The 24,616-nt window shown below is 59.1% G+C and carries 21 protein-coding genes and 4 pseudogenes; 14 read left to right on the top strand and 11 right to left on the bottom strand.

The genetic code is table 11. The features are described 5' to 3' along the window. Positions 1–43: 43 nt before the first annotated feature. Positions 44–562, bottom strand: coding sequence for a ClbS/DfsB family four-helix bundle protein (locus Electrica_RS12890; protein WP_100686487.1), 519 nt, complete (start codon positions 560–562; stop codon positions 44–46). Between the two features lie 782 nt (positions 563–1,344). Next, on the bottom strand, positions 1,345–1,926 hold the full coding sequence (locus Electrica_RS12880) for a flavin reductase family protein (protein WP_100684285.1): 582 nt from the start codon (positions 1,924–1,926) through the stop codon (positions 1,345–1,347). Positions 1,927–2,137: 211 nt separating this feature from the next. Between Electrica_RS12880 and Electrica_RS12875 the strand changes: the two genes are divergently transcribed. The 4 genes from Electrica_RS12875 to nhoA all read left to right on the top strand — a co-directional run bounded on the left by Electrica_RS12875 (position 2,138) and on the right by nhoA (position 6,540). Further along, the gene (locus Electrica_RS12875) at positions 2,138–2,842 is read left to right on the top strand and encodes an ABC transporter ATP-binding protein (protein ID WP_160704019.1); all 705 of its coding nucleotides are present in this window, start codon (positions 2,138–2,140) and stop codon (positions 2,840–2,842) included. After that, the gene (locus tag Electrica_RS12870; RefSeq protein WP_141964641.1) at positions 2,839–3,807 is read left to right on the top strand and encodes an ABC transporter substrate-binding protein; all 969 of its coding nucleotides are present in this window, start codon (positions 2,839–2,841) and stop codon (positions 3,805–3,807) included. The genes Electrica_RS12875 and Electrica_RS12870 overlap by 4 nt, the downstream gene beginning before the upstream one ends. A gap of 155 nt (positions 3,808–3,962) precedes the next feature. After that, positions 3,963–5,624 carry an ABC transporter permease gene (locus tag Electrica_RS12865; RefSeq protein ID WP_141964640.1) on the top strand — a complete coding sequence of 554 codons (1,662 nt, stop codon included), beginning with the start codon at positions 3,963–3,965 and terminating at the stop codon, positions 5,622–5,624. A 70-nt stretch (positions 5,625–5,694) separates the two neighbouring features. After that, positions 5,695–6,540: an N-hydroxyarylamine O-acetyltransferase gene (gene nhoA / locus Electrica_RS12860; protein ID WP_141964639.1), complete on the top strand. Its 846-nt coding sequence runs from the start codon at positions 5,695–5,697 to the stop codon at positions 6,538–6,540. Between the two features lie 79 nt (positions 6,541–6,619). Here nhoA and Electrica_RS12855 read toward each other — a convergent pair whose 3' ends face one another. Together Electrica_RS12855 and Electrica_RS12850 are read right to left on the bottom strand one after the other, a co-directional pair. Next, entirely contained in the window at positions 6,620–7,030 is a 411-nt protein-coding gene (locus tag Electrica_RS12855) for a tautomerase family protein (RefSeq protein ID WP_141964638.1), read from the bottom strand. Between the two features lie 10 nt (positions 7,031–7,040). Beyond that, positions 7,041–7,355: a carboxymuconolactone decarboxylase family protein gene (locus tag Electrica_RS12850; RefSeq protein WP_100684279.1), complete on the bottom strand. Its 315-nt coding sequence runs from the start codon at positions 7,353–7,355 to the stop codon at positions 7,041–7,043. 105 nt (positions 7,356–7,460) lie between these two features. Here Electrica_RS12850 and Electrica_RS12845 point away from each other — a divergent pair. Continuing rightward, positions 7,461–8,369, top strand: a pseudogene (locus Electrica_RS12845) (LysR substrate-binding domain-containing protein). Positions 8,370–8,416: 47 nt separating this feature from the next. Here Electrica_RS12845 and Electrica_RS12840 read toward each other — a convergent pair. Then, positions 8,417–8,689: a hypothetical protein gene (locus tag Electrica_RS12840; RefSeq protein WP_141964637.1), complete on the bottom strand. Its 273-nt coding sequence runs from the start codon at positions 8,687–8,689 to the stop codon at positions 8,417–8,419. Between the two features lie 238 nt (positions 8,690–8,927). Then, positions 8,928–9,509 (bottom strand): TetR family transcriptional regulator, encoded by a 582-nt coding sequence (locus Electrica_RS12835; protein WP_141964636.1) that lies wholly within the window; start codon positions 9,507–9,509, stop codon positions 8,928–8,930. 119 nt (positions 9,510–9,628) lie between these two features. On the opposite strand from Electrica_RS12835, the gene Electrica_RS12830 reads away from it, so the two are divergent. Beyond that, complete coding sequence (locus Electrica_RS12830; protein ID WP_100684276.1) at positions 9,629–11,119, top strand: SmvA family efflux MFS transporter; 1,491 nt, start codon at positions 9,629–9,631, stop codon at positions 11,117–11,119. Positions 11,120–11,121: 2 nt separating this feature from the next. Here the strand turns inward: Electrica_RS12830 and Electrica_RS12825 are convergent. Then, positions 11,122–12,019 (bottom strand): annotated as a pseudogene (locus Electrica_RS12825) (IclR family transcriptional regulator domain-containing protein). A gap of 112 nt (positions 12,020–12,131) precedes the next feature. Here Electrica_RS12825 and Electrica_RS12820 point away from each other — a divergent pair. The 4 genes and pseudogenes from Electrica_RS12820 to Electrica_RS28870 form a co-directional block, all read left to right on the top strand. Beyond that, positions 12,132–13,298, top strand: coding sequence for a muconate cycloisomerase family protein (locus tag Electrica_RS12820; protein WP_160704015.1), 1,167 nt, complete (start codon positions 12,132–12,134; stop codon positions 13,296–13,298). 19 nt (positions 13,299–13,317) lie between these two features. Beyond that, positions 13,318–13,608 carry a muconolactone Delta-isomerase gene (gene catC, locus Electrica_RS12815; protein WP_131049052.1) on the top strand — a complete coding sequence of 97 codons (291 nt, stop codon included), beginning with the start codon at positions 13,318–13,320 and terminating at the stop codon, positions 13,606–13,608. A 76-nt stretch (positions 13,609–13,684) separates the two neighbouring features. After that, a complete protein-coding gene (gene catA / locus Electrica_RS12810) occupies positions 13,685–14,614 on the top strand; it encodes a catechol 1,2-dioxygenase (RefSeq protein WP_131049053.1) in 930 nt (309 codons plus the stop codon). 84 nt (positions 14,615–14,698) lie between these two features. Next, positions 14,699–14,776 (top strand): annotated as a pseudogene (locus tag Electrica_RS28870) (hypothetical protein); the annotation flags it as partial. Here Electrica_RS28870 and yddG read toward each other — a convergent pair. Then, positions 14,773–15,651 (bottom strand): aromatic amino acid DMT transporter YddG, encoded by an 879-nt coding sequence (gene yddG / locus Electrica_RS12805; RefSeq protein ID WP_100684267.1) that lies wholly within the window; start codon positions 15,649–15,651, stop codon positions 14,773–14,775. The pseudogene Electrica_RS28870 and the gene yddG overlap by 4 nt on opposite strands. Positions 15,652–15,874: 223 nt before the next feature. On the opposite strand from yddG, the gene fdnG reads away from it, so the two are divergent. From fdnG to fdnI, 3 genes are read left to right on the top strand one after another with little or no spacing between them, the layout of a single operon-like run. Next, positions 15,875–18,922 (top strand): formate dehydrogenase-N subunit alpha, encoded by a 3,048-nt coding sequence (fdnG, locus tag Electrica_RS12800; RefSeq protein ID WP_141964633.1) that lies wholly within the window; start codon positions 15,875–15,877, stop codon positions 18,920–18,922. An 11-nt stretch (positions 18,923–18,933) separates the two neighbouring features. Continuing rightward, positions 18,934–19,818 carry a formate dehydrogenase subunit beta gene (fdxH, locus tag Electrica_RS12795; RefSeq protein WP_141964632.1) on the top strand — a complete coding sequence of 295 codons (885 nt, stop codon included), beginning with the start codon at positions 18,934–18,936 and terminating at the stop codon, positions 19,816–19,818. After that, positions 19,811–20,479 (top strand): formate dehydrogenase-N subunit gamma, encoded by a 669-nt coding sequence (fdnI, locus tag Electrica_RS12790; RefSeq protein ID WP_131049057.1) that lies wholly within the window; start codon positions 19,811–19,813, stop codon positions 20,477–20,479. The genes fdxH and fdnI overlap by 8 nt, the downstream gene beginning before the upstream one ends. A 38-nt stretch (positions 20,480–20,517) precedes the next feature. On the opposite strand, the gene Electrica_RS12785 is transcribed toward fdnI, so the two are convergent. After that, positions 20,518–20,949, bottom strand: a complete 432-nt coding sequence (locus tag Electrica_RS12785; RefSeq protein ID WP_141964631.1) for a VOC family protein — start codon at positions 20,947–20,949, stop codon at positions 20,518–20,520. A 160-nt stretch (positions 20,950–21,109) separates the two neighbouring features. Continuing rightward, on the bottom strand, positions 21,110–21,928 hold the full coding sequence (ppk2, locus tag Electrica_RS12780) for a polyphosphate kinase 2 (protein WP_141964630.1): 819 nt from the start codon (positions 21,926–21,928) through the stop codon (positions 21,110–21,112). A 420-nt stretch (positions 21,929–22,348) separates the two neighbouring features. Between ppk2 and araJ the strand changes: the two genes are divergently transcribed. Then, positions 22,349–23,518, top strand: coding sequence for an MFS transporter AraJ (gene araJ / locus Electrica_RS12775; protein ID WP_141964629.1), 1,170 nt, complete (start codon positions 22,349–22,351; stop codon positions 23,516–23,518). Here araJ and Electrica_RS12770 read toward each other — a convergent pair. Next, positions 23,515–24,609 (bottom strand): annotated as a pseudogene (locus tag Electrica_RS12770) (alkylhydroperoxidase domain protein). The gene araJ and the pseudogene Electrica_RS12770 sit on opposite strands and share 4 nt — an antisense overlap. Between the last annotated feature and the right edge of the window lie 7 nt (positions 24,610–24,616).

The raw sequence follows: 24,616 nt of genomic DNA, 5'->3' as shown, positions 1-24,616 counted from the left end.
TCCCCGGCGAAGACCGGCGTGGTTGGCGGTGCTGAGGAGGCCATTATTTCAAGGCGACATGCTGTTGTTTCGCCCACTTGCGCAGGCGCGCGCTGGCGTTGGCATAAGGCGACGAGGTGTTAAGTGAAATCATCCGCCCCAGCGTCCATTTCCCGTACCACGGTCGGCCATAAAGCGTGTCATCATTCCGCGCCTCGATGTGGGCGATAATCTGCCGTTTAGCCTGATGCAAAGAGACGAGCAGAGTGGGGTAGTCCTGCGAGGGGTAATCGAGGTAGAACTTTTGCGCCAGCAGCCCAAGCTGGTTCCACTGAAAACCGGTTTCCGGGAAGTCGATGGGTTGCTGCGCTTCGTCGTGAGCCAGCCATTTGAGCACCAGATCCTGCCATCCCAGAAGGTAACAGACCAGATCGCGAACGCTCATTTCGCTTCCCTGGACATGACCGGGGAGGGTCTTTTGCTCCGCGATCTCCGGGGGAATATGCGCCAGATAACCGGCTAATTTATCGTAGTTTTTATTGATGGCTTGCAGAAGTTGCGCCTGGGTTTGCGGTACGCTCATAGTGAGTTCCTTGCCGTGTCGATGGTGCGGCTATACGGTATATGTCCAAAGAATGAGGCTGGTCGCCAGCGTCGCTCCTCAGATTAAATTTCGCCTCGCGCGCTGGCAAATACGCAAGATGGCGGGTGCAGAGGTGTCTGCCAGCCATTGCGCGTATAGCGATTGTACCCGCTGCCGATTCTCTTTACCCGCGTCATTCAGCCAGTTGGCTACGGAATCCTGGACATATTTCGACGGGTCTGCGCGCAGGGGGGAAAGGATTGCCAGTTTCAGCTCGCCGATATGCGCGCACCAGACGCCGCGCGGACGCAGAGACTCGCAGGCGAAACGGCGAATATTTTCCGAAGCGCAAGAGGTCCAGGGGGGAGCAGGGCAACAGTGAGATCCAAATCGTGCGCCAGATGCGGGCGCAGCGCCAGCCAGGCCCATTCGCGAATGCCAAAATTGCCGGGTGGCGGCTGACGCCTTACCCGGCCTACCGGTTGGGCTAGCGGTGGTTGCGGATTTGCTTGCGTAATGAGTGATGGGCCCTTGTGCTGGCCTGGACGGCGTACCGGTATTTTGCCGGGTGGCGGCTGACGCCTTACCCGGCCTACCGGTCGGGCTAGCGGTGGCTGCGGATTTGCTTGCGCGATGGTCCTGACGGGTGAGGGCGTTGATGTTATGCGCCGATCGCGTAGGCCCGCGCCAGCGAAGCGCCGCCGGGCTATTTTCCTGAAACGCACTGTGCAGTCAGCCATCCGGGCAGGCCGTGAAATCCTGCCGCTACCGGCTTGCGGGCTTTACTCTTCCAGAGTATTGGCGCGCACGTGGCGGCCGCTGGCGACAAAGTTGCCGGTGCCGAGATGATGCAGCGTATTGAGCTTATCGTCGTCGAACTGCCAGCGCCCGGTAACGAAAACGCGCTCATCGGCGGCGGCGGAAACCACCTCGCCAAACAGCGTATCGTACTGCTCCTGAGCTGCCGTTGGCGGCAACAGTCGGCACTCCATCCACGCCAGGCACTTCTCTTCAATCAGCGGTAGTCCCAGCTCCGGCCCCTGCACGACGGGAATGCCGTAAGCGTTAAATTTATCCTCATCGCGTCCGCTGATGCTGCCGACCGCGTAGGTCCAGCTGGCGGCCTCGACACCGGGTACGACGATGCCGAAAGTGCCGTTGCGCTCAATGATTTCCCGTGTCCAGGCGCTCTTATCCACCACGATGGCGAGCCGGGGCGGCGCAAACTCGACCGGCATCGACCATGCGGCGGCCATGACGTTACGGCGCTGCGAAGCGGCATCGTAGCTGGTTATCAGAATGGTCGGCCCATGATTGAGCAGGCGGCTGGCGTACTGGAGTTCCACATGGCGAAAACGGCTCATAAGCGTTCCTTGGTAAATGGGTCTGGTGCCAGACAACACGTTAATCCGCAATGAAAATGTAATCAATACGTCATACAGGCTCCCTATAGTCGGCACCACTAAATCCCAAAGAGGATAACAATATGTTAGCTCTCCTGTCTTTATCACAGGTGAGTGCGGCCCGTCGGCTGTTGACGGCGGGCGGAGCAACGCTTTCCCGGCAGGGAGGGCGATAATGCGCGCGCTTACCGGCATCAAACTCGACGGCGTTTCGTTCGCCTTCGGCACTCATACCGTTCTGAATCAGATAGACCTGCATATCGATGCTGGCAGCATCGTGGCGCTGCTGGGGCCGTCTGGCTGCGGCAAAAGCACCCTGCTGCGCCTGCTGGCGGGGCTCAGCGTCCCGGCTGGCGGCGAAATACGCTTTGGCGATCGTCTGGTGGCGAAACCCGGCTGGGGCATGCCGCCGGAGCAGCGTGATATCGGCATGGTTTTTCAGGATTACGCCCTGTGGCCGCATATGACGGCGGCGCAGAATGTCGCCTTTCCTCTGCGTATGCGCGGCGTAGCGCGCGATGCCCGACAGCAGCGGGTGAATGACGCGCTGGCGATGGTTGGTCTGAGCGGCTTTGCCGATCGTAAACCCTCCGGCCTTTCCGGCGGCCAGCAGCAGCGCGTGGCGCTGGCTCGCGCCATCGTCGCTGAACCTCGCGTGCTGCTATTTGACGAACCGCTCTCCAACCTCGATAGCGAACTGCGCGAATCGCTGTGCGTGGAGATGAGCCGTCTGCTGCGCCAGCTGGGGATCACCGCGGTGTATGTGACTCACGACCGCCGCGAAGCCGAACTGCTGGCCGACCGAATTGTTCATTTATCTGCCGGCACTATTGCCGCCGTTCGTACCATCACTTCATCCTCCGGGGAACTCGCATGAAAACCGTTATGACCGTTAAGAAAGGAGCTGTGCTCGCGATGTTGTTGTCTGCCACCATGATGTCCAGCGCCCACGCGCTGACCGTATATACCGCTGGACCGGGTTCGCTGGCGAAAAGTCTCGCCAGCGGCTATGAGAAGAAAACCGGGGTGAAGGTCAATATTTTCCAGGCCACGACCGGCAAAGTAATGGCTCGTCTTGATGCGGAGCAGGCCAACCCGCAGGCGGATGTGCTGATCTCCGCCTCCTGGGATACCGCGGAAGATTTGCATCAACGCGGCTGGCTGCTGCCGTATCAAAGCGCTAATGCCGATAAGGTCCCGGCGAACCTGAAATCGGCGGATTATGTGGCGCAGGGGATATCGGCACTGGGGATCGTCTGGAACAGCAAAAGTGGCACCCCGGAGCCGAAAGAGTGGCGCGACCTGACCGAAACGGCGTTTAAAGATAAGGTCACCACGCCAGATCCGGCGCTCTCCGGCGCATCGCTGGATTTGCTGATCGGGTTGCAAAATGGCATGGGCGACAAGGCCTGGGCACTGTTCGACGATCTGAAAAAGAACGGCATGGTGGTCAGCGGGCCGAATGCGCAGGCGGTGACGCCGGTGATGCAGGGGGCGAAAGCGGCGGTGTTTGGCGCGGTGGACTATGTCTCTTACGGCAATATCGACCAGGGTGAATCCCTGAAGGTGATTTTCCCCGCCAGCGGCACGGTGATTGCCCCGCGACCGATGATGATCCTCAAAACCACGGCGCATGCTGACGATGCCAAAGCCTTCGTGGACTACGTGCTGTCGCCGGAGGGCCAGGCGCTGGTCGCCGGGGCGTGGCTGATGCCTGCGCGTAGCGACATTCCGGCCAAACGCCCGCTGCTCAAAGAACTGAAAATCCTGCCGACCACCAGCGATGGCAAGAGCGAACGCAGCGCGGTGCTTTCCCGCTTTAATACGCTTTTCGCCCAGTAAACCAACTTTTCCCGGGTTGCGAAAGTTTGCTCGGGCACATTACCCGGAGGCGGCGCTGGCGCGCCTGTCCGGGCTACTGGACCGCAGATGGCTGTGAACCTGTAGCCCGGCTAAGCGCAGCGCGAGCCGGGTAAGATCGTATCCAGGAAAATACCGTGAAACAGAAACTGATTTCCGGCGTCACCCTGACGGTGCTGCTGGTGCTGGTGGCGTTACCGCTTTTATTCATCGTGTTACAGGCGATTTTCCCCCATTTTAGCGCCGGTTCCCTGAGCGAAGCGTTGACCGGCGTACCGACGCTGTTAGCCGATCCTCAGCTCCTGCCGATGCTCGGCGGCACCCTGTGGGTCGCCGGCGGCGTGGCGCTGATGAGTGTGGTTATCGGCCTGCCGCTGGGGGTGCTGCGCGGTCTGTTTAATGTTCCGCTGCCGCGCCTGTGGGACCTGCTGTTCCTGATCCCGTTTCTCACGCCGCCCTATATCGCGGCGCTGTCGTGGATGCTGGTGCTGCAAAGCAACGGTTATCTGCAACAGCTAACCGGCTGGGATCTGAACGATCTGTTGTTCAGCCGCAGCGGCATCGTGCTGGTGATGACCTTTAATATTTTCCCGGTGGTCTATTTTGCCGTCTCCCGCAGCCTGCTGGCGAGCGGCCAGCGGCTGGCGATCGTCGCGCGCGTTCACGGCGCCAGCGCCTGGCGGGCCTTCTGGCATATTACGCTGCCGATGCTTTCCCCGGCGCTGGCGGCAGGGATGCTGCTGGCGTTTACCCTGGCGATTGAGGAGTTTGGCGTCCCGGCGGCGCTGGGCACGCGGGCCGGGCTGGTGATGCTGACCGTCGGTATCGAGAAAAAGCTGGCCGACTGGCCCATCGATCTGCCCGGCGCGTCGTTGCTGTCGCTGCTGCTGATTGCGGTGGCGCTGCTGGCCTGGTGGCTGCAAAAGCGGTTGGTGGGGGATAAAGAGATTACCAGCGTGACCGGCAAGCCGGGAGAAAATTGTGGGGCGGAGCTGGGGTGGCTGGCGTTGCCCGCGGTTCTGCTGATGCTGGGCATCGGAGGCGTCGCGGTGGTGCTGCCGGGGGCGGCGATGGTTCTGACCGGCCTGATGGGCACCTTATCAGGCGGCATTCATGCCGATAATTTTACCTTCCGCCATTTTGCCGCGCTGTTTGCCCGGCAGGGGGATGCGCTGTCGGCGCTGGGCACCAGCCTTTCTCTGGCGCTGGCCTCGGCGCTGATCGTCGGTCTGTTGGGGCTGGTCGTCGCGTGGCTGGTGCTGGTGCAGAAAATCAAAGGCCGCGGGATCGTCGATGCGCTGTCGCTGGTGCCGGCGGCGCTGCCGGGCGTGGTCGTCGGCGTCGGGCTGATTCTGCTGTGGAACCAGCCGTTCTGGCCGGTTTCGCCCTATAACAGCGGATGGATGCTGCTGCTGTCTTATTGTTGCCTGTTGCTGCCGTGGCCGGTGCGCTATGTTGGCAGCGCCCTGCGTCAGCTGGGCACGAATCTCGAACCGGCGGCGCGAGTGCACGGCGCGTCGCCGCTGCAGGCGCTGCGTCTGATTGTGCTGCCGCTGGTCTTTCCGGCGCTGCTGGCGGCGATGCTGATGGTGTTTGCCATCGCTTCACGCGAGCTGGTGACGTCGCTGCTGCTGGCTCCGGCGGGGACGCAAACCGTGGCGGTATTTATCTGGCGTCAGTTTGAGCAGGGGTCGATAGGCGAGGGTATGGCGATGGCCTCGCTGACGCTGTTGACCGGTCTGGTGTTGATGCTCGGCGCGCTGGCCTTGATGCAGCGCGGCACGCGCGGTCAACGGTGAACGCACAAAATATGCAGTCAGACGGGAAAAATAGGCTATAAATGTCGGACACCGATTGCTGGAGGCATTGATGAGTCAATTTTTAAGCGCTTATTTTTCTCGTCTGGGCTGGACGGGAACCCCTGAGGTATCGCTTAACACCCTGCGCGAACTGCATATTCACCACAATGGCGCGATCCCGTTTGAAAATCTGGATGTGCTGCTGCCCAGAGAGATCCATCTCGACGATCGGACGCTGGAAGAGAAGCTGATTCATGGCCGTCGCGGTGGTTACTGCTTTGAGCAAAACGGGCTGCTGGAGCGGGCGCTGCGCGAGCTGGGTTTTGATGTCCGCAGCCTGCTGGGCCGCGTGGTGCTGGCGAATCCGCCGCAGATGCCGCCGCGAACCCATCGCCTGCTGCTGGTCGAGGTTGAAGGCGAGCGCTGGATTGCCGATGTCGGCTTCGGCGGCCAGACCCTGACCGCGCCCATCCGCCTGCTGGCGGATGTGGAACAGTCAACTCCGCACGGCGTCTACCGGCTGATTTGTGAAGGCGATGAATGGACGTTGCAGTACAGCCATCACGGCCACTGGCAGTCGATGTACCTTTTCGACCTCGGGCACCAGTATGCCGCTGACTATGTGATGGGGAATTTCTGGTCGGCGCACTGGCCGCAGTCGCATTTCCGCCACCATCTGCTGATGTGCCGTCACCTGCCGGACGGCGGAAAAATGACGTTAACCAATTTCCACTTCACCCATTGGGATAACGCCCATGTGGTCGAGAAGGTTGATTTACCGGATGTTCCGGCGCTGTATGAAGCGCTGCAAACCCGCTTCGGTCTTGGCGTCGATGATACCAAATATGGCTTTACCGAAGCCGAGCTTGCAGCGGTCATGGCGGCGTTTGATACCCATCCGGAGGCGGGGAAGTAGTCAGTCATTGCCAGGACGAGGGGGCGAAAGCCTGTCTCCGGCCCCTCGCTGAACTCAGCCTCCGTTATCCGCACATTGCTCACAGCGGCGGCGGAATATCCGTTAAGCCGAACATTTTCCCGCAGCCGAATGACCAGTCCTCCGGCGCGGTAAATGCGATGACCACCATGATGTTGTGCGGGCTGATCCCCAACGACTGTTCAAGTCTGGCGACTAAATGTTGATAAAAAACCTGTTTCTGATGAGGGCTGCGCGCTTTACCGGCCGTTATCTGAAACAGCAGATAATCGTCGCTGCGCCCGCCCTCTGCGCCGCAGAGGTAGTCAGGGTCAAACACGCGCTGTCGCGGGCTGTAGCAGTCAAAAAGCTGAAAACAGTCGCCAGGCGGGACCGAAAAATGGTCGACAAGCGCCTGCTGCAAGTCGATGGAGATTTGAGCGTGCCATTGCCCGAAGCGCGCCTCAGATATGGCGATGTGGGTTACCGGCATAAATGTCTCCTCATTCGGTATCGGGCTGGCTAAACACATTCAGTGCCGACACCGCCGCAGGCCATCCGGCGTAAAACGACAGATGGGTAAAAAGCTCGGTGATTTCGCTCTCCGTTACGCCGTTAGCGCGGGCAAATTTCAGGTGCCAGGCAAGCTGTTCCGGGCGATACATCGCGACCAGCGCGCTGAGAGTGATGAGGCTTCTGTCGCGCGGCGACAGCGCCGGGCGCTGCCAGATATCGCCAAACAGGACCTCTTCACTCAGTGATGCCAGCTTTGGCGCCAGCGCCGCCAGGTTTTCTCGTGTCAGATTAACTTTGTCCATTTTCAACCTCATAGGTGGGATGTCAGGGAGACGATATCCGGTTATGATGGTTTCGATAATCATATAATTTATGACTAATAATCCTGAAAAACGGGATGGTTAATGATGAGCAGACGACCTCTGACCTTTGATGCCGACGCGCTGCGCGCTTTCGTGACCGGGATGGAACTCGGCAGTTTTGCGTTGGCTGCCGAACGCCTCGGGCGTTCCACATCGGCTATCAGCGCTCAGCTTAAAAAGCTTGAGCAGCAGACCGGTACGGCGCTGGTACAAAAAGCCGGGCGTCATCTGGCGTTGACGGCAGAAGGGGAGATCATGCTGAGCTACGCGCGGCGCATGCTGAGCCTGAATGACGAAGCCTGGACTGCGCTCCAGGCCAGAAGGGTAAGCGGCGAGGTGCGTCTTGGACTGCAGGAAGATTTTGGCGAGGTGCTACTGCCGGCGGTCCTCGGGCAGTTTGCCCGGGCCTGTCCCGCGGTTGAGATCGCGGTTACCGTCACGCGAAATGCGCCGCTGCGCGAGGCGATGATGCGCTAGGAACTTGATCTGGCCCTGAGCTGGGAAGGGCCAGACGAACCGGCTTTTGATCATCTGTTGGGAAGACTGCCGCTGCAATGGATCGCGGCGACGGAGTTCGATCTCTCCGGCTGCCTCGACAGAAACCAGCCGCTGCCGCTGCTGGCCTTCGAAGCGCCGTGCGTCATGCGCACCGCCGCCACCAGGGCGTTGGACAAAGCCAGTATCCCCTGGCGTATTGCCGTTACCAGCCGCAGCCTGAACGGTATCTGGGCCGCCGCATCGGCAGGACTGGGGGTGGCGCTACGGCCCACAATGGGCATGCCCGCTTCGCTACAGGTCGTTCATGGCGCGAAATTACCCGCGGCGGGTGATATTGGCGTCGGGTTATACGGTGATGAAAATCTGCTTTCCGCGCCGGCGAAACTGCTGCTGCACACGATTATCGCCTGTTTTGCGCCGCCTGTACCGCCGACGGATGATTCTGGTTGGCGCTGAAAGCCGGTCTGTGAACCGGTGTTTGTGAGCCTGGCGGCGTAAATTCGCTAGCTATTTGAAAAGAGAAAAACGATGAAAATAACCATCGCGCACAGGCAGATAAATATAGTGCTTGCGCTGTACTCCTTGACCTCCGTCAGGTAATCGTCATTAAATTGATTTAACGCTTTAACGGCATCTGCTTCATTTTCAGCGTCTACATCAAGGTGATGTTTTCTGAAACCCTGTCGTTTAATCTCTTTAATCAAAGAGGATGTCACCTGGTCTTTTGGTACGGCTTTCCCGCCACGGCTGCTGATAAAAATGACATATTTACCCATGGTTCCCTCGCAAACGTATCATCCGGCTGAGTCAGAGGCTTCAGGCGCAGGTCTGAAACACGAAAAGAGTATAAGCCATTGCCGGCAGCGACTACAGCTTTACCCCTTCTTTAGCGCCTGTTTTTAAACGCATCAGCCCCTGGCGCGGAGGCTGATTTGTCTGCTGAACAGGATGCCAGTTTGTGCCTTATACCTGAAATGTGATGCAAACTGCCGTGCTGTTGGCGGCGCAAAGGCTTTAGCGGGGCATCAGCTCTAACGTTATGTAATGATTGATGTATTGTGTAAATGCGCTGTCGTCGATAGCCTCCATTCCCAGCGCATAAATCCCGTCCAGCCCGCAGACCAGGGCAATTAAGCGCCAGGCGATATTCTCCGCGCTATCCACGGGGTGGAATTCGCCGCTGTCACAACCGCGGCGTATTATCCTGACCGTCTCTTCATGCCACATCGACATGGTGAGCAGATAGGCCTCTTTGATGTCGCTATCGCTACCGGAAAGCAGCTGTCCCTCGCGCCACAGGCGGATGTAGGGTTCCAGCCGACCATCCTCGCTGCCGAGCATTGAGAATAAACGCTCGCGGGAGCTGGCGTCTTCCGCGACCAGCTGGATATCGAGCATCTCGCGGTTTAAACGGACGAAGACCTGCGCCTTAAGTTTGCCGATGGAGGTGAAATGGTGATGCAGCTGCCCGGTGGCGACCCCGGCTTCGGCGGCGATTTGCCGGACGGTCATGGCGCCCAGGCCACCCTGCAGTGCGACGCGCATCGCCGCCAGCATGATCACCTCGCGACGAGCTTCCCGATTTAAGTAGTGCATATTTCCCCGCAGAACCGTGGTTTTCCTCGATAGTAACAAAAAGTTGGACAGTCGTTCAACAATCCGGCAGGATCGTAATCCTGGACGCGTGTCCAATTTGGAAAGTAGAGGAACAAGGTATGTCTCGGCAATGGTTAACGCTGGTGGCGATTTTACTGGTTTATCTGCCGGTGGCGATTGACGCCACGGTACTGCATGTCGCCGCGCCAACGCTTAGTATGTCGTTGGGGACCAGCAGCAATGAGCTGCTGTGGATCATTGATATTTATTCATTAGTGATGGCCGGTATGGTGCTGCCGATGGGCGCGCTCGGCGATAAAATCGGCTTTAAACGTCTGCTGCTGCTCGGCAGCGCTATTTTTGGCGTCTCGTCGCTGGCGGCGGCATTTTCACCCACAGCGCTGGCGCTGATCGGCTCCCGCGCGCTGCTGGCTATCGGCGCGGCGATGATCGTCCCGGCGACGCTCGCCGGTATCCGCACCACGTTTTCGCAGGCGCGTCACCGCAACATGGCGCTTGGCCTGTGGGCGGCGATTGGCTCTGGCGGGGCCGCCTTCGGCCCGCTGGTGGGCGGCATCCTGCTGGAACATTTTTACTGGGGGTCGGTGTTCCTGCTCAACGTGCCCATCGTGCTGGCGGTTATCGCCTTCAGCGCCCGGATGGTACCTCGTCAGCCGGCGCGCCGCGAACAGCCGCTTAATCTGACCCAGGCATTGATGCTGATTGTGGCGATCCTGATGCTGGTGTTCAGCGCAAAATCGGCGCTGAAAGGGCAAATGGCCGTATGGATGACCGGCGCCATCGCGCTGGTGGGGCTGGCGCTGCTGGTGCGTTTTGTTCGCCAGCAGCTTTCCGCCGCGACTCCGATGGTCGATATGCGCCTGTTTACGCATCGCATTATCTTAAGCGGCGTGATGATGGCGATGACCGCGCTGATCACCCTCGTCGGCTTTGAGTTGCTGATGGCGCAGGAACTGCAGTTCGTCCACGGCAAAACGCCGTTTGAAGCCGGGCTGTTTATGCTGCCGCTGATGCTGGCGAGCGGGTTTAGCGGCCCCGTCGCCGGAGCGATGGTTTCCCGTCTCGGTCTGCGCCAGGTCGCAACCGGCGGGATGCTGCTGAGCGCGCTCAGTTTCCTTGGCCTGTCGATGACCGATTTCAGCACCCAGCAGTGGCTGGCATGGGGATTAATGACTCTCTTAGGGTTCAGCGTCGCCAGCGCATTGTTGGCTTCCAGCTCCGCCATTATGGCGGCGGCGCCGAAAGAGAAAGCGGCGGCGGCTGGCGCCATTGAAACCATGGCGTATGAGCTGGGGGCCGGTCTGGGGATCGCGCTGTTCGGCCTGATCCTGACCCGCAGCTACAGTTCATCGATTGTGCTGCCCGTCGGGGTGGACGGCCAGACCGCGGCGCAGGCCTCATCATCCATCAGCGAAGCGATCGCGCTGGCGCAGTCGCTGCCCGCGGTTCCGGCGCATTCGCTGATTGTCGCGGCGAAAACCGCATTTATCAGCGCTCACAGTATTGTGCTGGCCACCGCCGGAGTGCTGCTGTTGCTGCTGGCCGCCGGGATCTGGCGCAGTCTGGCGCAGGCGCCGAAAATGAACTAGCCCTATAGCTGGAGAGAAAGCGCCATGGCCGCTCGTCGCAGCGGGTCCAGCGCTTTCTCTCGCAGCGCGGCGGCGCTCATGGCGCTGGCGGGTACGCCGACATTGAGCGCCGCGACCACCTGGCCGCTGCGGGACAGCAGCGGAACCGCCAGCGAACATAATCCCACCTCAATTTGCCGATCGGCTATCGCGTACCCCTGCATACGGACCCGGGCTATTTCCTGCCGCAATCCCGCTAAATCACACAGCGTATGCGGGGTGTAGCGAAGTAAATTTGCGCGTGACAATGTCACGTTTAGCTGTTCTTCCGCCAGGGCGCTAAGCAGGACGCGGCCCATTGAGGTCGCCCACGCGGGGAGACGACTGCCGCGACCGATGTCGACGCTCAGCAGATTGTTGACGGCGGCTCTGGCGATGTAGAGCACGTTATCGCCATCGAGGGTGGCGGCGGAGCAGGACTCGCCGAGGGTCTTGCCGAGATTATCCAGCGCGCTCTGAGCCACTTTCGCCAGCGGCGTCCCGGCCAGGTAGGCATGGCCGACGGCCAATACCCGCGGTAGCAATTCATAGCTGCGTCCGTCCGTGCTGTGCACCATGCCGAGCGCGGCGAGGGTATACAGGCAGCGGCGGACGGCGGCGCGGGAAATCTGCGTTTTCTGACTGAGCTGCGAGATAGTCAGCCGCTGGCGCTGGGGAGTAAAGGCATTGAGAACTTCCAGTCCGCGCGCCAGCGACAGCATGAAATTCGGGTCGTGTTCGGCCTGCCTGGCGCTGAGGGGGGTTGGCGGTGTCGCGCTCATTGAATTCCTCTCCGTTCGAAAACAAAAGCTCACGGGGCACCACTATACCGCGGGGAAAAAGGGCGGCGACGGAATGTGCCCGTTTTACCACCCGGATCACACTATTAACCTCATTTTAACAAGCGCGTCGATAATCGCACAACATTTCGATTATCGCCGTTGACCATTTCACCGGCTCGCCCCTATTGTCAAAGTCACCGTCACCCCTCGTTATGGTTGGCGGCACAAAAAGTTATGTATTTAACGAGCAGGAAGAAAACATGACCGCGACCGTAGAACGCATTGAAAGCTGGCTGGTTGACGTCCCGACCATTCGCCCGCACAAACTCTCGATGACAACCATGGGCTGCCAGACGTTGGTGATTGTCCGCATTACGCGCTCTGACGGCATTTGTGGAATCGGCGAGGCGACCACCATCGGCGGGTTGAGCTATGGCGTCGAGAGTCCGGAAGCCATCTCCAGCGCCATTAACCATTACCTGACGCCGCTGCTCAAGGGGCAGCCCGCCGATAACCTGAATGCGCTGATGCAGCGTATCAACAGCGCCATCAAAGGTAATACGTTCGCCAAATCGGCGATTGAAACCGCGCTGTTGGATGCGCAGGGCAAGGCGCTGGGTCTGCCGGTTTCGGCGCTGCTGGGCGGCGCGCTGCAGACGTCGCTGCCGGTGCTGTGGACCCTGGCGAGCGGGGAGACCAGCAAGGACATCGCCGAAGGGGAAAGGCTGCTGGTCGAAGGCCGCCACCAGGCATTTAAGTTAAAAATCGGCGCGCGCGAACTGGCGACCGATTTACGCCACACCCGAGCGATTGTCGAGGCGCTGGGCGATCGGGCGAGTATTCGCGTCGACGTTAACCAGGCCTGGGACGCCACCGCGGCGGCCAAAGGCTGTCGTGAACTGGCGGCAATGGGCATCGACTTAATTGAGCAACCGGTCAGCGCGCAGGACAGCGCGGCGCTGGTTCGCCTTAGTCAGCATATTGAAACCGCGATTCTGGCGGATGAAGCGGTGGCGACGCATTACGATGGTTATCGCCTGGCGCAGCAGGGCTTTAGCGGCGCCTATGCGCTGAAAATCGCCAAAGCGGGCGGCCCGGCCAGCGTTTTAGCCCTGGCGCATGTCGCGCAGGCGGCGGGTATCGGGTTGTATGGCGGAACCATGCTGGAAGGCACCGTCGGCACCGTCGCATCGCTGCACGCCTGGTCGACGCTGCCGCTGCAATGGGGCACGGAAATGTTCGGCCCGCTGTTGCTCAAAGATGACATCGTCAGCGTACCGCTGACCTTCGCCAACGGCAGCGTCGTTGTGCCTCAGACCCCGGGCTTAGGTGTCGAACTTGATGAAGATAAATTGCACTTCTATGCCCGCAAAGCGTAGGGCATGACAGGAGAAAAATATGCTGTTTAAAGTGGATATGACCGTCAAGATCCCGCTGGGCTATCCCGCCGCCGAGCTTGAGGAGATTAAACAACGAGAAAAAGCTTATTCGCAGCAATTACAGCGTGCAGGCACCTGGCGACATATCTGGCGCGTCGCCGGACTGTACGCCAATGTCAGTATTTTTGATGTGCGTGATGCCGATGAGTTGCACCAGATATTAATGGGGTTGCCATTATACCCGTTTATGGAAATCCGCGTGGAGGCCTTGTGCCGCCATCCCTCCTCGATTCGTGAAGACGATAGCTAAAAATAATAAAAACCTCGCGCCGGACAGGCCGGCGTAAACCCTACAAGCCACCTGCAAGCAATAAGTGAGAATCAAAATGAAAAATTCTTTCGTACAACAAGAAGCCGTGCAGAAATTATTACGTGAAAGTGCCGGATTAACCGTTCCCGGCGGTAATGAGCGTTTTAAAGTCATTGTCCATCGTTTACTGGAAGATATATGCACCCTGATCGACGATTATAATATTACCCAGGAAGAGTTCTGGCATGCGGTGAACTATCTGCACGAACTGGGCGGACGTCAGGAAGCGGCGCTGCTGGCGGCGGGTCTCGGGCTGGAACATTTCCTCGATCTGCGTCAGGATGCGATCGACGCCGCAGCGCATCGTGAAACCGGCACGCCGCGTACCATTGAAGGGCCGCTGTACGTTGCCAATGCGCCGCTTGTCGAAGGGCACGCGCGGATGGATGACGGTCTCGATGCCGGGGAGGTCATGTGGTTGCACGGTCAGGTTTGCGATACCCAGGGCCGTCCGGTCGCCAACGCGATTGTGGATATCTGGCATGCCAACACCCTCGGGAACTACTCGTTCTTTGACCAGAGCCAGAGTGAATACAACCTGCGTCGCCGCATCCGTACCGGCGCAGATGGCCGCTACAGCGTGCGCAGTATCATGCCTTCCGGTTACGGCTGTCCGCCGGATGGTCCGACGCAAAAGTTGCTTAACCAGTTGGGTCGTCACGGCAACCGTCCGGCGCATATTCACTTCTTCGTCTCCGCGCCGGGCCACAAGCATTTAACCAGCCAGATTAACCTTAACGGCGATAAGTATCTGTGGGACGACTTTGCCTTCGCCACCCGCGATGGCCTGATTGCCGACCCGGTAAAAATCACCGATCGTGAGCTGATTGCGCAGCGTAAGCTCGACGGCGAGCACACCGAAGTTCGCTTCGACTTTACCTTGTGCCCGGCCCTCAACGCCGAAGAAGAGCAGCGTATTTCCCGCCTGCGCGCACAAGAGTCATGACCGGTACACCTCCCGGGCCGGTGCGCCCGGGGCGGTGAGTCATACTATTGCCCGGCCTGCCGCGCGGCCGGGGATATTCCTGAATTGATTATTCTTGCCAGCGATGAGGCCAGTTATATCACCGGCGTCACGCTGCCGGTGGCCGGAGGCGACCTCGGTTAGCGTCGGGTGGCATACCAGCAGAGCAGGGAGCCGGCGCAAACCATACCGGCGCCCTGCCAGAACGGCCAGGAGAGGGCCGCGCTGAGCAGCACCGCCGCCAGCGCCGAAGAGAGCACCGGGGTAAAGTAAGAGGCGGCCGCCAGCAGGCTGACGTTGCCGTGCAGAATACCGACGTTCCAGGCCGCATAGCCAAATCCCAGCGCCACCGCGCACATTACCAGCTTAATGACCACCGGCCAGCTGAAAATCATCGGCGGTTGATCGCTGAGCATAAACTTCAGCCACAGGGTCAGGGCGGTTAATAAAACAAACAGGGTAATGCCGTTTTTGCCGCGCGCATATTTCGCGGTGACCGTGCAGTAGGTCGCCCAGATAAATGCGCCGACAAAAGCCAGAATATAGCTCAGGGGGCTGGAGACGACGTTGCGGGTAATTTCATCACTATTCAGGCCGTGCTCGCCGCCTAATACCCAGGTGACGCCAAGCAGCGCGAGAAATAAGCCGGGCACGACCAGCCAGCTGGTTTTCTGCCCATTAAAGAGAATGGCAAAGAGTATCGTCAGGCTGGGCCACAGATAATTGACCATCCCGACTTCAATCGCCTGCTGACGGCTACCGGCAAAGCCCAGCGACAGCGCCAGACATATTTCATAGCTGACGAACAGCAGACTGCCGGCCAGCAGATAGGCGCGCGGCATCTGCCGCAGCCGGGGAAACCCGACGGTGGTCAGCAGCAATAAGCCGCTCAGCGTATAGATCATTGCCGCGCCGCCGACCGGGCCTAACCCTTCGCTGACGCCGCGAATTAATCCGACCATCGTGCTCCACAGCACAATGGCGGCCAGACCGGTCAACGTCGCTTTTTTCTTTTCCATGTCAAACCTGACACCGATATTTATCAAGAGCCGATTTATAACACTTTTTCATTCCGTCTGGCCCCTGTTTTCCTTCGCGCTTAATACCAAGGGGGTAATGAAATCCGCTGACCTTGACTATTAAGGGGGCGACGGTTTTCGACATTGATTTGACGCAAAAAAATCAGGGACATTGCTGGTAGTTTCCCCCGCGATGAACACGCATCCTGCATGGAGAAAATCAATGGACGTCAGCCGCAGAAAGTTTTTTAAAATCTGCGCAGGCGGTATGGCCGGAACAACAGCCGCTGCCCTGGGTTTCGCACCCAAAATGGCGCTGGCTCAGGCGCGTAATTACAAATTATTGCGCGCCAAAGAGATCCGCAACACCTGCACATACTGCTCCGTGGGCTGCGGGCTATTAATGTATAGCCTCGGCGACGGCGCGAAGAACGCGAAAGAAGCCATCTATCATATTGAAGGGGATCCCGATCATCCGGTCAGCCGGGGCGCTTTATGCCCGAAAGGCGCGGGGCTGCTGGATTATGTTCATAGCGACAACCGACTGCGCTACCCGGAATACCGCGCGCCGGGGTCTGACAAATGGCAGCGTATCTCCTGGGACGACGCCTTCAACCGGATCGCCAGGCTGATGAAAGCCGACCGTGATGCCAACTTTATTGAGAAAAACGAGCAGGGCACCGTGGTTAACCGCTGGCTTTCAACCGGGATGCTGTGCGCCTCGGCGGCCAGTAACGAAACCGGGATGCTGACGCAGAAATTTGCGCGCTCGCTCGGCATGCTGGCAGTGGATAACCAGGCGCGCGTCTGACACGGACCAACGGTAGCAAGTCTTGCTCCAACATTTGGTCGCGGTGCGATGACCAACCACTGGGTTGATATCAAAAACGCTAATGTCGTGATGGTGATGGGCGGCAACGCCGCTGAAGCCCATCCGGTGGGATTCCGCTGGGTGATGGAGGCGAAAAACAACAACGATGCTCTGCTTATCGTCGTCGACCCGCGCTTTACGCGCACGGCTTCGGTGGCCGATATCTATGCGCCGATTCGTTCCGGCACCGACATTACCTTCCTGTCGGGGGTGCTGCTGTACCTGATTGAAAACAACAAAATCAATGCGCAGTACGTTAAACACTACACCAACGCCAACCTGCTGGTACGCGACGATTTTGCCTTCGAAGATGGCTTGTTCAGCGGCTATGACGCTGAAAAACGGCGGTATGACAAAACATCGTGGAACTATCAGTTTGACGAAAACGGCTATGCGCTGCGCGATGAAACCCTGCAACATCCGCGCTGCGTATGGAACCTGCTGAAGCAGCATGTCTCGCGCTACACGCCGGAGGTGGTGGAGAACATCTGCGGGACGCCGAAAGCCGACTTCCTGAAAGTGTGCGAAGTGCTGGCGTCGACCAGCGCCGCGGACCGGACCACCACTTTCCTGTACGCATTGGGCTGGACGCAGCATACCGTCGGGGCGCAGAACATCCGCACCATGGCGATGATCCAACTGCTGCTCGGCAACATGGGGATGGCGGGCGGTGGGGTGAATGCCCTGCGCGGTCACTCCAACATTCAGGGCTTAACCGACTTAGGTCTGCTCTCTACCAGCCTGCCGGGTTATCTGACGCTGCCATCAGAAAAACAGAGCGACTGGCAGACCTGGCTGAACGCCAACACGCCGAAGGCCACGCTGGCCGACCAGGTGAACTACTGGAGCAACTATCCGAAGTTTGCGGTCAGCCTGATGAAAGCGTTTTACGGCGATGCGGCGCAGAAAGAGAACGACTGGGGCTTTAACTGGCTGCCGAAGTGGGACCAGGCTTACGACGTCATCAAGTATTTCAACATGATGGATAAAGGTCAGGTCACGGGCTATATCTGCCAGGGCTTTAACCCGGTGGCCTCGTTCCCGGACAAAAACAAGGTGGTCCGCAGCCTGAGCAAGCTTAAGTACATGGTGGTTATCGACCCGCTGGTGACCGAAACCTCGACCTTCTGGCAAAACCACGGCGAGTCGAACGATGTCGACCCGGCGGCGATTCAGACCGAAGTGTTCCGTCTGCCGTCCACCTGCTTTGCGGAAGAGGACGGGTCGATTGCCAACTCCGGACGCTGGCTGCAATGGCACTGGAAAGGCCAGGATGCGCCGGGCGAAGCGCGTAACGACGGCGAAATTCTGGCCGGCATTTACCATCGCCTGCGCGAAATGTATCGCACCGAAGGTGGGAAAGGCGCCGAGCCGCTGCTGAAGATGAGCTGGAGCTACAAACAGCCGGATCATCCGGAATCGGAAGAGGTGGCGAAAGAGAACAACGGCTATGCGCTGGCGGATCTGTATGACGGCAACGGTGCCCTGCTGGCGAAAAAAGGCCAGCTGTTGAGCAGCTTCGCGCTGCTGCGCGATGACGGCACCACGGCATCGTCCTGCTGGATCTACGCCGGGAGCTGGACGGAGCAGGGTAACCAGATGGCCAACCGCGATAACGCCGATCCGTCAGGGCTGGGCAATACGCTGGGCTGGGCCTGGGCGTGGCCGCTCAACCGCCGCGTGCTGTATAACCGCGCTTCGGCGGATATTAACGGCAAACCGTGGGATGCGAAACGGATGCTGATCCAGTGGAACGGAACGAAGTGGACGGGGAACGATATCCCTGACTTCAATACCGCCGCGCCGGGCAGCAACACCGGGCCGTTTATCATGCAGCCGGAGGGGCTGGGGCGTCTGTTTGCCCTCGATAAGCTGGCGGAAGGTCCGTTCCCGGAACATTACGAGCCGATGGAAACGCCGCTGGGTACCAACCCGCTGCACCCGAACGTGATCTCCAGTCCGGTGGTGCGTCTGTATGAAGACGACGCCCTGCGCTTAGGGAAGAAAGATAAGTTCCCGTACGTCGGGACCACCTATCGTCTGACCGAGCATTTCCATACCTGGACCAAGCATGCGCGGCTCAACGCCATTGCACAGCCGGAACAGTTTGTGGAAATCAGCGAAGGTCTGGCGCAGGCGAAAGGGATTGCCAACGGCGATCGGGTGACGGTGAGCAGCCAGCGCGGCTTTATCCGCGCGGTGGCGGTGGTGACCCGCCGTCTGCGGACCCTCAACGTTCACGGCCAGCAGGTAGAAACCGTCGGCATCCCGCTGCACTGGGGCTTTGAAGGGGTGGCGCGGAAGGGCTACATCGCCAACACCCTGACGCCAAACGTCGGCGATTCCAATTCGCAAACGCCGGAGTACAAAGCGTTTCTGGTCAACATCGAGAAAGCGTAAGGAGCGATTCAATGGCGATGGAAACACAGGACATTATTCAGCGCTCCGCAACCAACCCGATGACCCCCGCGCCGCGTGCGCGGGACTACAAGGCGGAAGTGGCCAAGCTGATTGATGTCTCCACCTGCGTGGGCTGCAAAGCCTGCCAGGTGGCCTGTTCCGAGTGGAACGATATCCGCGACGAGGTGGGGCACTGCGTCGGGGTGTACGATAACCCGGCGGACCTGAGCGCAAAATCGTGGACGGTGATGCGCTTTAGCGAAACCGAGCAGAACGGCAAGCTGGAGTGGCTGATCCGCAAAGACGGCTGCATGCACTGCGAGGAGCCCGGCTGTCTGAAAGCCTGTCCTTCCGCCGGAGCGATTATTCAGTACGCCAACGGCATCGTCGATTTTCAGCAGGAGAACTGCATCGGCTGCGGCTACTGCATTGCCGGCTGTCCATTTAATGTCCCGCGGCTCAATAAAGAGGATAACCGGGTCTATAAATGTACTCTCTGCGTGGATCGCGTCAGCGTCGGCCAGGAGCCGGCCTGCGTGAAGACCTGCCCAACCGGAGCGATTCATTTTGGTACTAAGAAAGAGATGCTGGAGGTGGCGCACGAGCGCGTGGAAAAGCTGAAGAAGCGCGGCTATCCACACGCCGGGGTCTACAACCCGCCGGGGGTGGGCGGTACCCACGTGATGTACGTCCTGCACCATGCCGACCAGCCTGAGCTGTACCACAATTTGCCGAAGCAGCCGCAGATAGATACCAGTATTAATCTGTGGAAGGGGGCGCTTAAACCGCTGTCGGCGGTCGGCTTTATCGCCACCTTTGCTGGCCTGATTTACCACTACATCGGCATCGGGCCGAATAAAGAAGTGGATGACGACGAGGAGGAGCATGATGCATAAATCGAAAATGATTGTGCGCACCAGGTTTATCGATCGCGCCTGTCACTGGACGGTGGTTATCTGTTTCTTTCTGGTGGCGCTCTCCGGGATCTCGTTCTTTTTCCCGACGCTGCAGTGGCTGACGGAAACCTTCGGTACGCCGCAGATGGGGCGCATTTTGCATCCGTTCTTCGGCGTGGCTATCTTCATGGCGCTGATGTTGATGTTTGTGCGCTTTGTCCAGCATAACATTCCGGACAAGCAGGACATCCCGTGGCTGAAGGGCATTGTTGAAGTGCTGAAGGGCAATGAACATAAAGTGGCCCGCGTCGGCAAATATAACGCCGGGCAGAAGATGATGTTCTGGACCATCATGAGCATGATTTTTGTGCTGCTGGTGACCGGAGTGATCATCTGGCGTCCCTGGTTTGCCCCTTTCTTCCCGATCGAAGTCATTCGCTACAGCCTGCTGCTTCACGCCACCTCGGCGATTATTTTGATTCACGCCATCCTTATCCATATGTATATGGCATTCTGGGTGAAAGGGTCGATTAAGGGGATGGTCGAAGGGAAAGTGAGCCGCCGCTGGGCGCAGAAGCATCACCCGCGCTGGTATCGCGACGTTGAGCGTCTGGAGGCGAAAAAAGAGAGTGAGGAAGGCATCGCCGCGCGCCGTTCCTGATGGTTCTTCATGGCGCGACCGGGTCGCGCCATGTGCTTTCAGCTCTCGCTACGCAGGACTTCCAGTCCGACGCGCTGGCCGTAAGAGAGTTCCAGCGTATTGCCATCCGGGTCGCTGAAAAAGACGTAATAGCCCACCGGCTCCCCGAGCTGCTCCGGCTCCTTTCGCAGCACGCCTTCCCGCCGTGCCATCGCGGTTTTCGCGTCGATCTCCTCTTTGGTCGCGCAGGCGACGCCTAAATGGCCAAACGGCCCCAGCGGGGTATCGGTCGGTTCATCCGCCTGCACCAGTACCAGGGCGAATAAGCGGGTACGATCGCTTAACCACGCCACGTGGCGAGCGGAGGGAAGATCCGGCGAGCGCTGATGGATCACCTGCATGGCGGTGTAGCGGGTATAAAAATCGATGCTCCTGTTGAGATCCCGCACCATAAAGGCCACATGGGTAAAACCGCTGTCAATCTCATGCATATCATGTCCTTATCGTTATCTGACGGTATGCGTTAAGCGTAATACCTGAAGTTAAGTTGAGGTAAACGGCGGATTTATCGATTTGAGCTCACCAGAAAAGGGGGGGATAACCTTTCCCGCTCCGGCAGAAAAGCATGAAGCGGGCAAGGCGAGTCAGCGCTCAGAAGCGCTCGGCAATAAAGCGGAAAGGATAATTGGCGGTTTTCACTTTACCGATTTTACGTTTGGGTAATTTTACCGGTTCGGTATGCACGCTCTTATAGGGGATCTGCGACAGCAGATGGGTAATGATATTCAGGCGCACGCGCTTCTTCTCTTCCGAACGGGCGACAAACCACGGCGCCCAGGCGGTATCGGTGGCGGCAAACATCGCATCCCTGGCCTGCGTGAACTCATCCCAGCGGTTAAACGACTTGATATCCATCGGCGACAATTTCCAGATTTTGCGCCCGTCATCGATGCGGTCGCGGAGCCGACGTTCCTGTTCCTCTGGCGTCACCTCCAGCCAGTATTTGAGCAGGATAATGCCGGACTCTACCATCGAGCGCTCTACCAGCGGCGCCCCCTCGAGGAATTTTTCCACTTCGTCGGCGGTGCAAAATCCCATCACCCGTTCAACGCCGGCCCGGTTATACCAGCTGCGGTCGAAAATGACGATTTCGCCGGCGGCCGGCAGATGCGGGATATAGCGTTGAAAATAGAGCTGGGTCTTCTCTTTGTCGGTCGGGGCCGGCAGAGCAACCACCCGGAATACGCGCGGGCTGACCCGCTCGGTGATCGCTTTAATGGTGCCACCTTTACCGGCGCCATCGCGGCCTTCAAACACAATACAGACCTTCAGTCCCTGGCTGACCACCCACAGCTGTAATTTAACCAGCTCAACGTGAAGTTTACGCAGCGCTTTTTCATACTCTTTCTCGCCAAGCGGCTTCAATTTACTCGAACCCGCTACACCCCTGGCCTTCTTGTTGTTTCCCATGGCTATCGCTCCGTTATGAGAGGGGAAATAGGGCTTGTGTAACGTAAAGTGTAATCACCCCGGGCGAGACTGGCGGACATTATGCAATTTTCGTCGATAAACAGATAACGCTGCGCGGTGTCACAAGCCAGGAGGACGCTGACTTATGCAGATTTGGCGCGGTTTTTCGTTGCTTGCGCGGGCGAGCGCATCCCGTTTGCCGACTGCGGGTCACCAGACCGCCAGGCCTTGCTCATGAGCATTGCCGGTGTGGCGGGCGCCGCATCGAGGCTTCCTGCCTTCTTCTCTGCCAGACCATGACTCGCATGAATGGATCGCGTTATTTTATGGACAAACGGGTCAGCGCACGTTTTTGTCTGGTTTGCCGATCCCGAATGGTCAATAATGCCGACCGAAAAGGCAAAATACGTGATTAACTGAATGAAAAAGACGATTTTTTCGCTCGCGCTGGGCACGTTCGGCCTGGGCATGGCGGAATTTGGCATTATGGGCGTGTTGCCGGAGATCGCTCGCGATGTCGGGATCTCGATTCCTGTCGCCGGCAATATGATAGCCTGGTATGCCTTTGGCGTGGTGATTGGCGCGCCGGTGATGGCGCTGTTTTCCAGCCGCTTTTCATTAAAGTCGGTGATGCTGTTCCTGGCCGCGCTGTGTATTCTCGGGAATACCCTGTTTACCTTTTCCTCCAGCTACCCCATGTTGGCAGCAGGCCGCCTGCTGTCCGGCTTCCCGCATGGTGCCTTTTTTGGCGTCGGGGCGATTATTCTGTCGAAGGTGGCGCCGCCGGGCAAAGTGACCGCCGCAGTGGCCGGGATGATTGCCGGTATGACGGTGGCTAACCTGATCGGTGTTCCCGCCGGAACCTGGCTGGGGCATCAGTTCAGCTGGCGCTATACCTTTCTGGGCATCGCGCTTTTCAACGTTGCGGTGCTGATGGCGATTCTGTGGTGGGTTCCGACGGTCTATGATCGAGCCACGACAAGACTGCGGGAACAGTTTCATTTCTTATCGTCGCCTGCGCCGTGGCTTATTTTCGCTGCGACCCTGTTTGGCAATGCCGGGATATTTACGTGGTTCAGCTATATCAAACCGTTTATGCTCCATGTCTCCGGGTTTTCCGAAAGCGCGATGATCGCCATCATGATGCTGGTGGGGCTGGGGATGGTTATCGGTAATCTGCTGAGCGGGAAAATCTCCGCTCGCTACAGCCCGCTGCGCATCGCGGCCACCACCGACGGCGCTATTGTGGCGGTGATGCTGCTGATCTTTCTCTTTGGTGACCATAAAACGGCGTCGCTGCTGCTGGCATTTTTGTGCTGTGCCGGACTCTTTGCGCTGGCGGCGCCGCTGCAAATCTTATTGCTGCAAAATGCGCGGGGCGGAGAGATGCTGGGGGCGGCTGGCGGGCAGATAGCCTTCAACCTCGGCAGCGCGCTCGGCGCATTTTGCGGCGGGATGATGATTACCTCCGGCTTTGGCTGGAATACGATCGCGCTCCCGGCGGCGTTCCTCTCCTTCCTCGCGATGACATCGCTGTTGCTTTACGCCCGCGGCCAGCGGAACCGCCCGATCGCGGGCACGATGGATTAATCGATTTCCCACGGCTCGCCGAGGGTTAACATCAGCCGGTTGGCCCATGCGAAAAAGGCCGCCGATTGCAGTAAATCAAGCTGAGCCAGGGTATCCAGACCCTGCTCTTGCAGGCCATGGAGATGCGCGGCGGTCAGGGCCGGCGGCGTGACGGAAAGGGCGGCGGCGAAATCTATTTCCGCCCGCCAGCGCGGCGACTGGCCGTCGCTCAATGTTTCCCCCGGCGTCACCGCCAGCAGCGTTTATATCGCGCTCTCATCTTTTGCCAACTGCGCCGCCTTGCGGGCATGCACCGATGCGCAGTAAATACAGCCGTTAACCTTACTGGCGACGGTGGCGGCCAGTTCCCGTTCCGCGCGCGGCAGACCGCCGGGCGTATAGAAGATGCCTTTGTCGGTTAGCGTGCGCTGCTCCAGCACCGGCTGATTGCGCGCCAGCAGGCGAAAATAGGGGGAATCCGTATGGCCAAATTTCGCCAGAATCGCCTGTTCATCATCGCTGAAGGCTTCCAGCGGTTTGGCCTCAAGCCAGGGCTCCCAGTTGAGTTCATCGCGGGTGAAATGTCCTGGGGCCCGCTTGCCGCTGACGGTTTGCCGGGTGGTATGCCAGAAACCGGCCGCCACCGGCGTATCGGCGCTGGCGAAGGGTTTACCGTTCAATAAGCGCAGGCCGTTGAGTAACCGGCTCTGGAAGCTGACGAAGGCGATTAGCTGGGCGAGGGTGACTATCCCACGCGGGGTCCAGCCGGCGCGGGTGAGCGCCTGCAGTGCCGAAGGCGTGGCCTCCAGCGGGCTGAAGGTTAGCAGGCGGGCAAACGCCAGCGCCGCGGTCAGCCGCGCGGAGGTCGGGTCGGCAAGGCCAAAACCGGCATAGTGGGCGGCCAGCGCATCGGCCTGATGCAGCTTCGCCACTCTGGCGGCGACGGCAAAACGCTCATCGGGTGGAAAATCCTCATCCTGCTGGCTGAACAGCACCTCGTAGCTGCCCTGCGCGTGGCGGGTCGCCGCGTCGCGCACGGCCCGGGCCTCGGCTAATGGGGAACCCGGGGAAATCTCTGCCAGCTCTGCCAAAATATCCTGACTCAGTGTCATGGTGACT

The sequence above is a fragment of the Klebsiella electrica genome (assembly GCF_006711645.1).
Lineage (GTDB): Bacteria > Pseudomonadota > Gammaproteobacteria > Enterobacterales > Enterobacteriaceae > Klebsiella > Klebsiella electrica.
The sequence above is the reverse complement of the archived record's forward strand: the minus strand, read 5'-3'. Positions and strand labels throughout refer to the sequence as shown.

Bases quoted from the DNA above. Each gene is read 5' to 3' on its own strand.
- Electrica_RS12890 (WP_100686487.1), bottom strand. From the start codon at position 562: ATGAGCGTACCGCAAACCCAGGCGCAACTTCTGCAAGCCATCAATAAA.
- Electrica_RS12880 (WP_100684285.1), bottom strand. From the start codon at position 1,926: ATGAGCCGTTTTCGCCATGTGGAACTCCAGTACGCCAGCCGCCTGCTC.
- Electrica_RS12870 (WP_141964641.1), top strand. From the start codon at position 2,839: ATGAAAACCGTTATGACCGTTAAGAAAGGAGCTGTGCTCGCGATGTTG.
- nhoA (WP_141964639.1), top strand. From the start codon at position 5,695: ATGAGTCAATTTTTAAGCGCTTATTTTTCTCGTCTGGGCTGGACGGGA.
- Electrica_RS12855 (WP_141964638.1), bottom strand. From the start codon at position 7,030: ATGCCGGTAACCCACATCGCCATATCTGAGGCGCGCTTCGGGCAATGG.
- Electrica_RS12850 (WP_100684279.1), bottom strand. From the start codon at position 7,355: ATGGACAAAGTTAATCTGACACGAGAAAACCTGGCGGCGCTGGCGCCA.
- Electrica_RS12840 (WP_141964637.1), bottom strand. From the start codon at position 8,689: ATGGGTAAATATGTCATTTTTATCAGCAGCCGTGGCGGGAAAGCCGTA.
- Electrica_RS12835 (WP_141964636.1), bottom strand. From the start codon at position 9,509: ATGCACTACTTAAATCGGGAAGCTCGTCGCGAGGTGATCATGCTGGCG.
- Electrica_RS12830 (WP_100684276.1), top strand. From the start codon at position 9,629: ATGTCTCGGCAATGGTTAACGCTGGTGGCGATTTTACTGGTTTATCTG.
- Electrica_RS12820 (WP_160704015.1), top strand. From the start codon at position 12,132: ATGGTTGGCGGCACAAAAAGTTATGTATTTAACGAGCAGGAAGAAAAC.
- catC (WP_131049052.1), top strand. From the start codon at position 13,318: ATGCTGTTTAAAGTGGATATGACCGTCAAGATCCCGCTGGGCTATCCC.
- catA (WP_131049053.1), top strand. From the start codon at position 13,685: ATGAAAAATTCTTTCGTACAACAAGAAGCCGTGCAGAAATTATTACGT.
- yddG (WP_100684267.1), bottom strand. From the start codon at position 15,651: ATGGAAAAGAAAAAAGCGACGTTGACCGGTCTGGCCGCCATTGTGCTG.
- fdxH (WP_141964632.1), top strand. From the start codon at position 18,934: ATGGCGATGGAAACACAGGACATTATTCAGCGCTCCGCAACCAACCCG.
- fdnI (WP_131049057.1), top strand. From the start codon at position 19,811: ATGCATAAATCGAAAATGATTGTGCGCACCAGGTTTATCGATCGCGCC.
- Electrica_RS12785 (WP_141964631.1), bottom strand. From the start codon at position 20,949: ATGCATGAGATTGACAGCGGTTTTACCCATGTGGCCTTTATGGTGCGG.
- ppk2 (WP_141964630.1), bottom strand. From the start codon at position 21,928: ATGGGAAACAACAAGAAGGCCAGGGGTGTAGCGGGTTCGAGTAAATTG.
- araJ (WP_141964629.1), top strand. From the start codon at position 22,349: ATGAAAAAGACGATTTTTTCGCTCGCGCTGGGCACGTTCGGCCTGGGC.